Annotated in this window: 10 protein-coding genes; 7 read left to right on the top strand and 3 right to left on the bottom strand. The window is 61.3% G+C overall.

All coding sequences use genetic code 11. The features are described 5' to 3' along the window. Positions 1–24 precede the first annotated feature (24 nt). Positions 25–798, bottom strand: coding sequence for a hypothetical protein (locus Q4S41_RS18790; protein ID WP_305032673.1), 774 nt, complete (start codon positions 796–798; stop codon positions 25–27). Between the two features lie 206 nt (positions 799–1,004). Here Q4S41_RS18790 and Q4S41_RS18785 point away from each other — a divergent pair, with 206 nt between their 5' ends. The 5 genes from Q4S41_RS18785 (at position 1,005) to Q4S41_RS18765 (ending at position 9,325) form a co-directional block, all read left to right on the top strand. Continuing rightward, entirely contained in the window at positions 1,005–1,646 is a 642-nt protein-coding gene (locus Q4S41_RS18785; protein WP_305032672.1) for an MBL fold metallo-hydrolase, read from the top strand. Between the two features lie 110 nt (positions 1,647–1,756). Further along, positions 1,757–2,461, top strand: a complete 705-nt coding sequence (locus Q4S41_RS18780) for a CDP-alcohol phosphatidyltransferase family protein (RefSeq protein ID WP_305032671.1) — start codon at positions 1,757–1,759, stop codon at positions 2,459–2,461. Positions 2,462–2,594: 133 nt separating this feature from the next. Beyond that, positions 2,595–6,596: a type IX secretion system sortase PorU gene (porU, locus tag Q4S41_RS18775; RefSeq protein ID WP_305032670.1), complete on the top strand. Its 4,002-nt coding sequence runs from the start codon at positions 2,595–2,597 to the stop codon at positions 6,594–6,596. A gap of 49 nt (positions 6,597–6,645) precedes the next feature. Beyond that, positions 6,646–7,869, top strand: coding sequence for a type IX secretion system outer membrane channel protein PorV (gene porV / locus Q4S41_RS18770; protein ID WP_305032669.1), 1,224 nt, complete (start codon positions 6,646–6,648; stop codon positions 7,867–7,869). 175 nt (positions 7,870–8,044) lie between these two features. After that, positions 8,045–9,325 (top strand): M16 family metallopeptidase, encoded by a 1,281-nt coding sequence (locus tag Q4S41_RS18765; RefSeq protein WP_305032668.1) that lies wholly within the window; start codon positions 8,045–8,047, stop codon positions 9,323–9,325. Between the two features lie 139 nt (positions 9,326–9,464). Here Q4S41_RS18765 and Q4S41_RS18760 read toward each other — a convergent pair whose 3' ends face one another. Both Q4S41_RS18760 and Q4S41_RS18755 read right to left on the bottom strand, forming a co-directional pair. Further along, positions 9,465–10,838: an NAD(P)/FAD-dependent oxidoreductase gene (locus tag Q4S41_RS18760; RefSeq protein ID WP_305032667.1), complete on the bottom strand. Its 1,374-nt coding sequence runs from the start codon at positions 10,836–10,838 to the stop codon at positions 9,465–9,467. 96 nt (positions 10,839–10,934) lie between these two features. Next, on the bottom strand, positions 10,935–11,621 hold the full coding sequence (locus Q4S41_RS18755) for a carboxypeptidase-like regulatory domain-containing protein (protein WP_305032666.1): 687 nt from the start codon (positions 11,619–11,621) through the stop codon (positions 10,935–10,937). 101 nt (positions 11,622–11,722) lie between these two features. Between Q4S41_RS18755 and Q4S41_RS18750 the strand changes: the two genes are divergently transcribed. Together Q4S41_RS18750 and Q4S41_RS18745 are read left to right on the top strand one after the other, a co-directional pair. Beyond that, entirely contained in the window at positions 11,723–12,112 is a 390-nt protein-coding gene (locus Q4S41_RS18750) for an ArsR/SmtB family transcription factor (RefSeq protein ID WP_305032665.1), read from the top strand. Positions 12,113–12,270: 158 nt separating this feature from the next. Beyond that, a complete protein-coding gene (locus tag Q4S41_RS18745) occupies positions 12,271–12,591 on the top strand; it encodes a (2Fe-2S) ferredoxin domain-containing protein (RefSeq protein ID WP_305032664.1) in 321 nt (106 codons plus the stop codon). Positions 12,592–12,654: the final 63 nt, after the last annotated feature.

The following is a 12,654-nucleotide window of genomic DNA, read 5'->3' as shown; positions in this document are numbered from 1 at the left end:
TTTGAAGCGGCTGAAACAGAAAGCCTACCGCACGCGCCGACCCTTGAACACGCGGTTCACGCGCTTGAGGTTTTGGGCAGACTCGAACTGCGAGTAGTCGATGCGAATGGAGTCGCGGGTGGTGAGATAACCGGTGCCCGATTCATATAGGCAGCCAAAATCAATTCTTCCGTAATTGAAGAAGATGCCGCGCCAAGTGAGCCCTATATCGAAGTAGGGCGACTGGCAGCCGCGGCCCAGGTTGCGCAGGTAGTCGTAAGGGGCTGCGAAGGGGTCGGGGGGCGTTTGGTAGCCGGGGCCCGAAAACACGCGGATGGTGAACGTGTCGCGCGGGGCGTCGGTGTTGGCGCCGAGGAACTTGCCGTAGACGGGGGCGCGCCGCTGGGTGCGCTGCACCAGGGTCAGCACCTGGGTGAGGGTGTCCACGCCGTCGTCCTTGGCGAAGCAGCGCGTGTTGGGCGGACGCCGGGCGATGAGGCGCACGGGCAGCGGGCCCACGCTGGCGTCCGGGAAGTAGAGGGCGAACTTGCGCTGGGTGAAGGGGCGCGGGTCGGCCCCAATCTGCCACTCGTAAGCGGTGTAGGGCACGCCGGGCCCCTCGAAGGTGATGGTCTGCTTGGTGAAGGCCGTGTCGGGGGTGGGCGTGCCGTAGTTTTCCAGGAAGCGGAAGCTGAGCAGGTTGGCCTTGGCGCCAGCGCACGGGTCGGGTTCGGGCGTCGCGGGGACGTCATGCCGGCAGCCGGCCACGAGCAGGGTGCCGCCCACAAGGGCCAGCGCAGCCAGTTTGTTAGTGTACATAATCCAGGGTAGATGAATTAAGAATGAGCCAAATGTAAAGCCTCTCCACTAAGCAAACGCGAATGAATTGAGGAGCTCCCACCTCTTCGTGGGGCAATTACTCGTTAAGTCCTCGGCCGCGGCAACGGTTCTTTCTTCTCCACACTCAATTTCTCATTAAGCGCAGCGTCGTACCTTTCCGCATTGCTTCGAATCCCCTACTTTGTATGACAGTTGCCGGCTTTGCCTTCAATCCATTCTCCGAAAATACCTACCTGCTGATTGACGACGCTACCCGGCAGTGCGCCATTGTGGACGCCGGCTGCTACACCGCTGCCGAGCAGCAAGCGCTGCGCAGCTACATCGAAACCAACCAGTTGCAGGTCGTGATGCTGCTCAATACCCATTCGCACATCGACCACGTGCTGGGCGCGCAGTTCGTGCTTGACACCTGGCCCGGCACCCCGTTTCTGGTGCACCGCCTCGATGTGCCCACCCTGCGCGCCGTGTCCACCTACGCTGCCAACTACGGCTTTCCGCAGTACCGGCCCGCCGAGCCCACCGGCGAGCTGGTGGCCGGCCAGCCCGTGCGCTTCGGCCAAACTGAGTTGGAAGTGCGCTTTGCGCCGGGCCACGCGCCCGGCCACGTGGTGTTTTACCACGCGCCTACGGCCACCCTCATGGCCGGCGACGTGCTGTTTCAGCGTAGCATCGGCCGCACCGACTTGCCGGGCGGCAACCACGCCGAGCTGCTCCACAGCATCGAAACCGAACTCATGACCCTGCCCGACGACACGGTGGTATATCCCGGCCACGGCCCGGCCACTACCATCGGCGAGGAGCGCCGTGGCAATCCGTTTCTCAATTAGCATTTATCATTTCCACAGACCAGCGGCCGGGAAGCGGCGCTGGCTGGTTTCTGGTAATTGAGCCTGTTGAAGAATAGCGGATTGTTAAATGTTAATTGATTAACTGTTAAATGAAAAGACACCTGCCCAACGCCATTACTTGCCTCAACCTGCTGTGTGGCTGCCTGGCGCTCACCCATATTTTTGCCGGTCAGCTGGAAACGGGGGCTTGGTTTGTGGCCGCCGCCGCCGCCGCCGACTTTGCCGACGGGCTGGTGGCACGGGCCCTGCGTGTGTCGTCGGCCATTGGCAAAGACCTCGATTCGCTGGCCGATATGGTGTCGTTTGGCGTGGTGCCGGGTGCCATCTTCTTCCAGTTGCTGAGCCGCGGCGTGGCTGGCGGCGGCCTGCCCGTATGGGTGCCCTACATCGGGTTTCTGGTGAGCATTTTCTCGGCGCTGCGGCTGGCCAAGTTCAACAACGATACCCGCCAGACGACTTCCTTTATCGGGCTGCCCACGCCGGCCTGCACGCTGGTGGTGGCCTCGCTGCCGCTCATTCTCGCGCACGACCAGTTCGGGCTGAGCGGCGTGGTGCTAAACCCGCTGGTGCTGCTGGGGCTCACGGTGCTGCTCTCGGGGCTGCTGGTGGCCGAGCTGCCGCTGTTTGCCCTGAAGTTTAAGAACCTGCGCTGGGGCGATAACCGGCGCCGGTTCATCTTTCTGCTGCTGACGGCAGGATTATTGCTGGCACTGGGCGCGGCGGCCGTGCCGCTGGTGGTATTGCTCTACGTGCTGCTGTCGGTTCCGAAATCGGCGGCGCGCAGCGGGGCGTAGCGCCAAGGGCAATAAATAGACTATTTGATTGTTATGATAGCACTGGCGGGTGAACCGGAAGCCCGGCCGTGCTGTTGCCGGGCGAGGGTTCGGTCGGCTATCAAAAAGGTACTGAAGTTTTAACAGAGCGTATATGCGTCTTTTTCTTCTCTTTGTTGCAGTTGCGGGGTTGATGACAGGAGCGGCGGCCCCGGCGCGCGCGCAATCGGGCGCGCTCACCACCACCCACGGCACCATTCGCTGGGGTGGTTACGCCGAAGTGCCGAGCCGCAGCGTGCGCAAGCAGAAGGTGCCCACCTTCAGCGAAGCCAACATGAGCATGGACGAGCAAGTGGGCTGGTTCACGCTGCGCCTCACGGGCGGCGCCGTGACGCAGGGCGAGCTGCTGAACCTGGTGTACGAGCCTTTTTCGGCGGCCGATGCCAAAATGTTCGACGTGCGCAAGCTGCCCGCCGGCCCCGACCCCCAGCTCTCTACCGGCACCGAAATGAAGCGCCCGGTGACGCGCCTGAGCCTGCGCCCGGCCCGCCGCAACCCCCAGTCGGGCCAGCCCGAACGCCTCGTTTCGTTCGACTACCAGTACGTGCCCGATGCCAAAGGCGCGGCCAACCGCAGCACCGGCTTTCATACCTACGCCAGCCATTCGGTGCTGCAAACCGGCGACTGGTACAAGATAGGCGTGGCCGAAAGCGGCATTTACAAGCTCGATAAAGCCATGCTGGCCGACATGGGTTTGAACGTGCAAACGCTCAACCCGAATAACCTGCACATCTACGGCAACTCGATGGGGATTCTGCCCCAGGCCAGCGCCGTGGAACGCCCCGACGACCTGGAGGAAAACTACATCCTGTTCGTGGGCGACACCAGCCCTGCGCTCGATAACAACGAATTTTTCCTGTTCTACTCGCCGGGCGCCCATACCTGGGAGGGCAAGGACGGCGTGTTTCGGCACCGCAACAACATTTATACCGACACTACCTATTACTTCGTGAAGGTGGACAACACGGCCGGCCGGCGGGTGGCGCCGGCGCCCGCCCCCACCGCCGGCGCCACGCCCGCCAACATTACCACGTTCATGTACCGCGACTTTTACGAGCGCGACATGGCCAACCTGCTGCGCTCGGGGCGCACCTGGGTGGGAGAGGGTTTCCGGCCCGGCGGCCAGACGCAGACATTCGCCTTTAGCATTCCGGACCTGGTGGCCAACACGCCGGTGAAGGTGACTACTGCGCTGATGGCCAGCAGCAACCTGACATCCAGCACGTTTCAGCTCACCCTGAATGGCACGGCTCTGGGTACCGAACCGCTCAATGCGCTCACGCAGAGTGCCTTTTTTCCGATTGCCACGCAGGCCACCACCACGCGGCAGCTGGCCCTGCCCAACCCCGGCAATGAGCTGCGGGTGGGCCTCACCTACAACAGCGGCGACGGCAGCGCCAGCGGCTACCTCGATTACATCGAAATCAACGCCCTGCGCCAGTTGCGCCTGGTCACCAGCGACGCGCAGCTCGAGTTCCGCTCGCTGAGCAATATCGGGACCGGCAACCTCAACCGGTACACACTGGCCAACAGCACCGGCGCAGTGGTGTGGGACGTGACCAACCCCCGCCGCCCCGCTTCTTACGCCCCGGATGGCAGCGGCAACTTTTTGGCCCCGGCGGATGTGCAGCGCGAATACGTGGCTTTCCTGCCCAATGGCAACCTGACCAAGCGGCCCCGCAAGTTTGGCAGCGTGCCCAACCAGGATTTGCACGCCATCACGTCGGCCGACTTGATTATCGTGACTCACCCGGTGTTTCAGGCCGAGGCGCAGCGCCTGGCCAACCACCGCCGCACTCACGACAACCTACAGGCCGTGGTGGTGACCACGCCGCAGATTTACAACGAGTACGGCTCGGGCGGGCAGGACGTGACGGCTATTCGCGACTTTGTGAAGCAGCTCTACGACCGGTCGCCGGCCGGCAAGCAGATGGAGCTGCTGCTGTTCGGCGATGCGTCGTTTGACTACAAATCGGACCCCTACAACGACAGAGCGCTTGAGCCGGACTGGTGGAAAAATGGTGCCCGGGTGCCGTTCCGCACCGACGCCGACTTCGACAACTTCAACCAGAACTACGTGCCCACTTACGAGTCGCGCGAGTCATTTGCCCCGTTCTACGGCGGGGTGAGCTACGTCTCGGACGACTACTACGCCTTGCTCGACGACGACGAGGGCGAGTGGTTTGAGGGCAACAGCAGCGAGCTGCTGGATTTGGGCGTGGGCCGCTTGCCAGTGCGCACGCCCAAGGGCAAGTGGACGGACGTGTCCCAGGCCAGCCTCCAGGCCCGGCAGGTAGTGGATAAGATTATTGCCTATGACTCGCCGGATTCATACGGCAAATGGCGCAACCGCATCACGCTGGTATCGGATGACGGCAACGGCGACCTGTTTGTGGGCGCCGGCTCGGAAATCGTGGCCAATAGCCTGAAGAATAATTACCCGGTTTACAATGTGCACAAGGTCTACCTCGACCTTTACCCGCAGGTGTCGCTATCGGCGGGCCAACGCTCGCCCGATGCCGAGCGGGCCATCGACCAATCCATTGAGCAAGGCTCGCTGATTGTGAACTACCTGGGCCACGGCGGCCCCAAGGGCTGGGCCGACGAGCAGATTCTGACCAATGCTTCGGTGCTGGGGCTGCGCAACCCCAACAATTTTACCTTCTTCACCACCGGCACCTGCGATTTCAGCTATTTCGACAACCCCGACTTTACCTCGGCCGGCGAGCAGGCCCTGACCGATAACACCACGGGCGGCGCCATCGGCCTGTTTACCACCGTGCGCGTGGTCGATGCGGGCCAGAACGCCGGCCTAAACCAGGCCTATTTCAACCGTGTGCTACAGCCCGTCAACGGCAAGGTGCCCAGCATTGGTACCATCGTGATGATGAGCAAGAACGATTTTCACGGCCCGGGCTTCAACTCCGACCTCAACAGCCGCAACTACACCTTGCTGGCCGACCCCAGCATGACGCTGGCTTACCCGCAGCAAACGGTGGTGCTTGACAGCATCCGGCGGCGCGTTGCGGGGCAGTGGCAGCCGGCCGATACGGTGCAGGCATTGGCCCGCGTACGGGTGCACGGCAAAGTATTGAACAACAATGCACAGAATACGGCCTTCACAGGCCGCGCTCAGGTGACGATTTATGACAAGCCCACCACGGTGATGACCCTCGGCGATGAGCAGGCCAATGACCCCAACGACGGACCGAAGCCGATTGTAATTCAGGAAAGCGTGATTTACAGCGGCCAGGCCAACGTGACGAACGGCGAGTTCAGCCTCACGTTTGTGGTGCCCAAGGACATCAACTACAACGTGGGCCAGGGCAAAGTGAGCCTTTACGCCTCCGATGCCACGCGCCGCGTGGATGCTCACGGCTACCAGTTCAAGCAGGTGGGCGGTGCCGCCCGCGGCGTGCCGACCGACACGACCCCGCCCGAAATCAAGCTGTACATGGACAGCGAGTCGTTTGCTTTTGGTGGCCTCACGGGCCCCAACACCACGCTGCTGGCCTTCCTGAGCGACTCGAGCGGCATCAACACCACGGGCGCAGGCATTGGCCACGACATCACGGCCACCGTCGACAACGACGTCAGCAAGCAGCTCGTGCTCAACGATGCGTACGTGTCGAACGTGGGCGACTTCCGCTCGGGCAAGGTCAACAATCTTTTCAAAGGGCTGGCCAACGGCCCGCACTCGCTGCGCCTCAAGGCCTGGGACACGTACAACAACTCGGCCGAGAAGGAAATTGAATTTGTGGTGGCCACCAACGAAAAGCTGGCCCTCGACCACGTGCTGAACTACCCCAATCCGTTTGCCAACGCTACTACGTTCTTATTCGACCACAACCAGGCCGGCGGCGAATCGGGAATGCTGGACGTGCAGGTTCAGATTTTCACGGTGGCCGGCCGCTTGGTGCGCACGCTCACGGCCTCGGTGCCAAGCACGGAGTCGCACCAGAGCAGCATTACCTGGAACGGCCGCGACGAATTCAATGACCAACTGGCCCGCGGCGTATACGTTTACCGCCTCAGTGTGCGTTCGGCCACCAACGGCACCGCTTCGAAATACGAAAAACTCGTCATCCTCAATTAATCCGTTTTTATTTGCGCCCGGGCCGCCAATGGCCTTTTCTCCCACCAGTATGCAGTCACTCGTTTCCCGTTCGCGCCTGGCGCTGGTTGCCAGCTTGTTGGCCTCGGCCGGCACGGCCCACGCCCAGCTCGACCCCCACGCCATCACCACGGCCGTGCCCATTCTTACCCTCAGCCCCGACGCCCGCGCTTCGGGCATGGGCGAGGCCGGCGTGGCCACGTCGCCCGATGCCAACTCGGCCTACTTCAACCCGGGCAAACTGGGCTTCGAGCAGTACAAGTACGGCGTGTCGATGTCGTATTCGCCTTGGCTGCGCAACATCACCGACGACATGAGCCTGTCGTACCTCTCGGGCTACGCCAAGGTGGGCCAGCGCTCGGCCTTCGGTGCCTCGCTCATGTACTTCGACCTGGGTAATATCGACTACCGCGACGGCCAGAACCTACCCAATGGTTCCTTCAACCCCAAGGAATACGCCCTCACGGTATCGTACGGCTTGCAGCTGACCGATAATTTCGGCGTGGGCGCTTCGGCGCGCTACATCCGCTCCAACCTTATCGGGGCCATTGGCAGCAGCGATGCCAAGCCCGGCCAGTCGGTGGCCGTCGACCTGGGCGCGTACTATCACAAGGACGTGACCATTGGCACGGGCCTGTATAACATCGCCTTCGGGGGCACGATTTCGAACATCGGCAACAAGATGACCTACTCGGACCCCACCAACCCGAGCTTTCTGCCCACGCAGCTGAAGCTGGGTACGGCCCTCACGCGCGAAATCGACCAGTACAACAAAATCACGCTGGTGTTCGACGCCACGAAGCTGCTGGTGCCCTCGCCGTACTACGAGGACGGTGTGAGCCAGAACGACCCGCGCATCAAGGCTATCAACGTGGAGCGTAATAACCAGCCCATTGTAGGGGCCATCTTCTCTTCGTTTCATGATGCGCCGGGCGGCTTCAAGGAAGAGCTGAGCGAAATTAACCTCTCGACGGGTCTGGAATACAACTACAACGACCTGTTGTATGCGCGCGGCGGCTACTTCTACGAAGCCCCAAAAAAAGGTGACCGCCAGTACGTGAGCCTGGGCTTGGGTGTGCGCTACCAGGTGTTCGGCATCGATGGCACCTACCTGGTGCCCACCGGCAACAATTCGCAAAACAACCCGCTGGCCCAAACCATTCGGGTGTCGTTGCACTTCAACCTGAACAAGCTGGCCGACGCCTTCGACGAGAACGGCGCCGGTGGCACCAGCGGCGACACGCCCTCGAACTAAACGGCTGGGTTGATTGCAATCAACCGAACGTCATGCTGAGCGCAGCCGAAGCATCTCTACCGCAACAGTAACCCAATCGACAGGGTTTACTATTGCGGGAGAGATGCTTCGGCTGCGCTCAGCATGACGTTCTTTTTCTATTCATTTCATTCTCATCGATTTTCGATTCCTGCAAATGCTTGACCGCACCCTAGCTCCTCCCGTTCAACCCCTGGCCCGCGTGGCGCTGCCCCCCGCTGCGGTGCAGGCCCTGCCCAGCGGCGCCCGCCTGCACGTGCTGGCCAACGACGCCCAGCCGGTGGTGCGCCTGCAAGCCGTGTTCCGGGCCGGCAAACTGGCCGAGCCCAAGCCCGGCTTGGCCTCGCTCACGGCCCGCATGCTGCTGGAGGGCACCACCACCCGCACCGCCCGCCAGATTGCCGACGAAGTGGCCTTTTACGGCGCGTCGCTGGAGTGCGACGCCGGTTTCGACCGCTCCACGCTCACGCTGTACTGCCTCACGCGCCACCTGCCGGCGCTGCTGCCGCTGGTGATGGACGTAATTCAGAACCCCGCCTTCTCGGCCGACGAGTTGCAGCAGCTCAAAACCCGCACCATCCAGAACGTGCGCGTGGAGCGCCAGAAAACCAGCTTCCTGGCTTCTGAGCGTTTCAACGAGTTGCTCTTTGGGGCCGAAACGCCCTACGGCCGCGCCTTTGATGCCGACGCCTACCAGGCCGTCACGGCCGACGAGGCGCGGGCGTTTCACCACGCGGCCTACGGGCTGGCCAATGCCGAAATCTTCCTGTGCGGCGACGTGGCTGCCGAGCAGGCCCTAGTGGCCGATGCTTTCAGTACAGGGCTGGCAGGGGTGGCTCTGGCAGCGCGGGCTGCGGCCGGGCAGCCGGATTTTGCGCCGGGCGCGCCGAGCCGGGTACCGGTGGCGGGCAGCCTGCAGGCGTCCATCCGCATGGGCCGGCTGTGGCCCAGCCCCACGCACCCCGACACCCACCGCCTCAAACTGCTAGTGAATGTGCTGGGTGGCTACTTCGGTTCGCGCCTGATGCGCAACATCCGCGAAGACAAGGGATTGACTTACGGCATCTATGCCAGCGTAGCCCCGCGGGAACAGGGCACCTCACTCGTCATCGGCACTGATGTGAAGGGCGAAAGCGCCGACTTCGCGGTGAGCGAAATCGAGATGGAACTGCGCCGCCTGCAGGAAGAGCTCATTCCGGCAGAAGAGCTAGAAACCGTGAAAAGCTACATTCTGGGCAAGTTTGCTAACGAACTGTCCACGGTTTTTGAGCAGTGCGACAAGTATAAAAACCTGGTTTTCCTAGGCCTGCCGGCAGATTACTACACCGAATTCGTGCAACAGACCGAAAGCACGGATGCCGCGACCCTGCAGGCGCTGGCGCAGGAATACCTCTCGCCAGTTGCCATGCAGACGGTGGTGGCCGGGCCGGGTAAGTAAGGAATATCAGATAGCTAAAAGGCCGTCCTGCTGAGCGCAGCCGAAGCATCTCACGTGCTGCAGTAATTAATTACTTACGCGGTAGAGATGCTTCGGCTACGCTCAGCAGGACGGCCTTATTTTATGCTAATCGGCTGCCCTACACCGGCGTTTGAATGGCCGGTGGCGTGGGATTATACTCGGGCGTGGCGGTGCGGTGCTCGGCACTCTTCTTGCCTTTGTCGTCCTTCACATCGCGCCGGCTGAAGGGCCGGATAATGAGGCGCAGGGCCTGGTCAGTGCTGAAGTAGCTGAAGGCCCAGTCGATGAAGGCCACTACCTTATTGCGGAAGCCCACCAGCGTCATCAGGTGCACGAAAAGCCAGGTGGCCCAGCCGAAGAAGCCATTAAAATGCACGTTCCTGGGCAGGTCGACCACGGCCTTGTTTCGGCTCACAATGGCCATTGAGCCCTTGTTGTTGTACACGAAATCCGTGGGCTTTTCGCCGCGCAGGATGCGCTGCAGGTTCTCGGCCAGATGGTCGGCGTGCTGCTGGGCCACGGGCGCCAGCATGGGCAGGCCGCGGGGCATGTCGTCGGTCACCATGTTGGCCACGTCGCCGATGGCGAAAACGTTGCTCAGGCCTTGCACCTGGTTCCAGCGGTTCACGGTGATGCGCTTGTTGCGCGTCACGGCATCGGCGGGTAGGCCGGGCACTTCGGCGCCGTTCACGCCGGCGGCCCACACCAGGTTTTCGGTGGCAATGAAATCGGTATCAGAATAGTAAGCCCGGTTGTCTTCAAAATTTTTGATGGACGTGTTCAGCATCACCTTCACGCCCAGCTCGTCGAGGTAGCGCTTGGCGTCGGCCTGCGAGGCCGGCGACATGGGCCCGAGCAGCGCCGGCCCGGCTTCAACCAGAAAAATCTGCATGTGTTGCAGGTCCAGCTCCGGATAGTCTTTGGGCAGCACGTGCTTGCGCATTTCGGCCAGCGAGCCGCTGATTTCCACGCCGGTAGGCCCGCCGCCCACTACTACAATGTTGAGCAGGGCCTGCCGCTCCTCCGGATTTTCGGTGAGGAGGGCTTTCTCGAAATTCTGGAAAATGAAGCTGCGCAGGTTCAGGGCATTCGGAATGCTCTTGATTTGCATGGCGTTGCGTTCAATGCTCTCCAGCCCGAAGAAATTGGTGAGCGAGCCCGTGGCCAGCACTAAGTAGTCGTAGCGGATATCGCCCACGCTGGTAATCACCGTGTTCGAGGCCGGGTCCACACGGTGCACGTCGGCCATGCGGTAGAAGAAGTTCTTCTGGCCCGCAAAAATCTTCCGAATCGGATACGCAATGCTGTCGGCCTCCAGCGCGCCAGTGGCTACCTGGTAGAGCAGCGGCTGGAAGTTGTGGTAGTTGTTGCGGTCGATGACCACCACCTGCACCGGCGCCTTGCGCAGGGCTTTGGCCAGGCGCAGGCCCCCAAAACCGCAGCCGATGATAACCACGCGCGGGTGCGCCGAAGCGGGAAGATTCGTGTCCATGTAATTGAAATAAAGCCGGGTAATAACCCATGCTTTACCCCAAATGTTGGGCAGAAGTTGGCCTTTTATTTCTGCCGCCCCGCTGCCAACCAGGCATTAGTCGTCGTTATATTTTTTCTTGAACTCGCCGTTTTTCACCTGCTGTACCAGCTTCAGCCAGCTGAAGGGGTTGAGTAGCGGGTTGTTGGCGTAGGTGCTGGGGCCGAAGCCAGCGCGCACATCCTGGTTGTACTGCTGGTTCTGCATGGTTTGGCGGAAGTTGGCCACCGCGCCCATGGGCTGGGTGCGGAAAATGCGCGCCATCAGCTCCTGGTTCAGGTTGTCGGCAGCGGCGCTGCCTTTCTCGGTGGGCAGGCGCAGGGCCAGAAACGCCTTCTTGAAGTCGCGCTCGGTGGTGTAAGGAAACACCCGGACCTCGCCCAGCATGGTAGCATCTTCCACCAGCGAAATGACCACGGAGTAGCTCTGGCGCTGGTAGTCGGGCGGAATGACGACGGTGTAGTTGGCGTAGCCCAGCGAGCGAATGACGATACTGTCGCCGGCCAGCACAGCCATCGAGAAGTAGCCGTAGACGTTGGACGAGGTGCCGCGCCCGGCCTTGGGCACGTAAATGGTGGCACCGGGCACGCCCAGCAGGCTGTCGCCGGTGGCCACAATGCCGGTAAACTGAATGATTTTGCGCTTGCCCTGCGCGTGCGCCGACGGAGCCGCCAGCAGCAGCGTACCCAGCAGGGCCACGGCAAAAAAGAGGGAAAAGCGACGAAAGCGCAAGAAATCAGGCATGTTCGGGAGTCAAGTAGACAAATATACGGCTGCGGGGGCGGGGCCGACGGTAACTTTGGGCGGAAGAACACGGGGCGCCCGTCCCTTCATCCAGACAGCAGATGCGCTTGAAACATTTCACGGTTGCTTTTGGGCAACAACTTTTTAAATCGTTGGGCGACGAAAGCCGCGTCCGCATCCTGCATTTGCTGTGGCGCAACCGGGAAATGGTGGTGGCCGACCTAGAGCAGGTGCTCGATTTCACCCAAACCAAAACCAGCCGGCAATTATCGTACTTGAAGAATGCAGGTTTGGTGAACGTGCGGCGGCTCGACAACTGGATGTACTACTTCCTGAAAGAAGAGGCGGCCGAATTGCTACAGGAGCTGCTCGGCTTTATGGAAAAAGACCCCCAGCTCCTGCGCGACCAGCAGATATACCAAACCCTGTGGTCGAACCGCGAACTGGCCGCGTATAAGCTGCAAAACCGGCACTGGCACGGCCCGCTGTAGGCGGTAGTCTTAACGGAACGCATTGGAACGTCATGCTGAGCGTAGCCGAAGCATCTCTACCGCAACACTACCCCAATCGAAAGGATTACTACAGCAGTAGAGATGCTTCGGCTGCGCTCAGCATGACGTTCTTTTCTATTCAAATTTCCCTCTTCCCCATGAGCACCTCCCGCCGCCTCTTCGTCTGCACCAACCAAAAATCCGGGGTAGGGGAGGACGTGGCTAAAGCTCTGAAAAAAGAGCTAAAGCACCAAGGCCTGAAAAAGCAGGTGGTTGACGGCCACAAACAGCGCACCCAGGTGCAAACCTGCGACTGCCTCGACCTGTGCCGCGACTGTAAAAAAGGCCCTGGCGCCGCCCTCATCGTGTATCCCGAGGGAACCGTGTACGGCAACGTGCGCCCCGCCGACGCCGCCGAACTGGTGGCCGAGCACATCGGTCAAGGCAAGGTGCTGAAGCGGTTGCGGGTAGAAGAATAAGCAGGACAATGGGCCGGGTTCCAACCGTAGCGCGCCGGAATCCGTTGATAGGGCAATTCATCC

Source organism: Hymenobacter convexus, assembly GCF_030580955.1.
Classification (GTDB): domain Bacteria; phylum Bacteroidota; class Bacteroidia; order Cytophagales; family Hymenobacteraceae; genus Hymenobacter.
This window is presented reverse-complemented; position numbering and strand designations above follow the sequence as displayed.

Coding starts and splice junctions, on each gene's coding strand:
- Q4S41_RS18790 (WP_305032673.1), bottom strand. CDS start 798: ATGTACACTAACAAACTGGCTGCGCTGGCCCTTGTGGGCGGCACCCTG.
- Q4S41_RS18785 (WP_305032672.1), top strand. CDS start 1,005: ATGACAGTTGCCGGCTTTGCCTTCAATCCATTCTCCGAAAATACCTAC.
- Q4S41_RS18780 (WP_305032671.1), top strand. CDS start 1,757: ATGAAAAGACACCTGCCCAACGCCATTACTTGCCTCAACCTGCTGTGT.
- porU (WP_305032670.1), top strand. CDS start 2,595: ATGCGTCTTTTTCTTCTCTTTGTTGCAGTTGCGGGGTTGATGACAGGA.
- porV (WP_305032669.1), top strand. CDS start 6,646: ATGCAGTCACTCGTTTCCCGTTCGCGCCTGGCGCTGGTTGCCAGCTTG.
- Q4S41_RS18765 (WP_305032668.1), top strand. CDS start 8,045: ATGCTTGACCGCACCCTAGCTCCTCCCGTTCAACCCCTGGCCCGCGTG.
- Q4S41_RS18760 (WP_305032667.1), bottom strand. CDS start 10,838: ATGGACACGAATCTTCCCGCTTCGGCGCACCCGCGCGTGGTTATCATC.
- Q4S41_RS18755 (WP_305032666.1), bottom strand. CDS start 11,621: ATGCCTGATTTCTTGCGCTTTCGTCGCTTTTCCCTCTTTTTTGCCGTG.
- Q4S41_RS18750 (WP_305032665.1), top strand. CDS start 11,723: ATGCGCTTGAAACATTTCACGGTTGCTTTTGGGCAACAACTTTTTAAA.
- Q4S41_RS18745 (WP_305032664.1), top strand. CDS start 12,271: ATGAGCACCTCCCGCCGCCTCTTCGTCTGCACCAACCAAAAATCCGGG.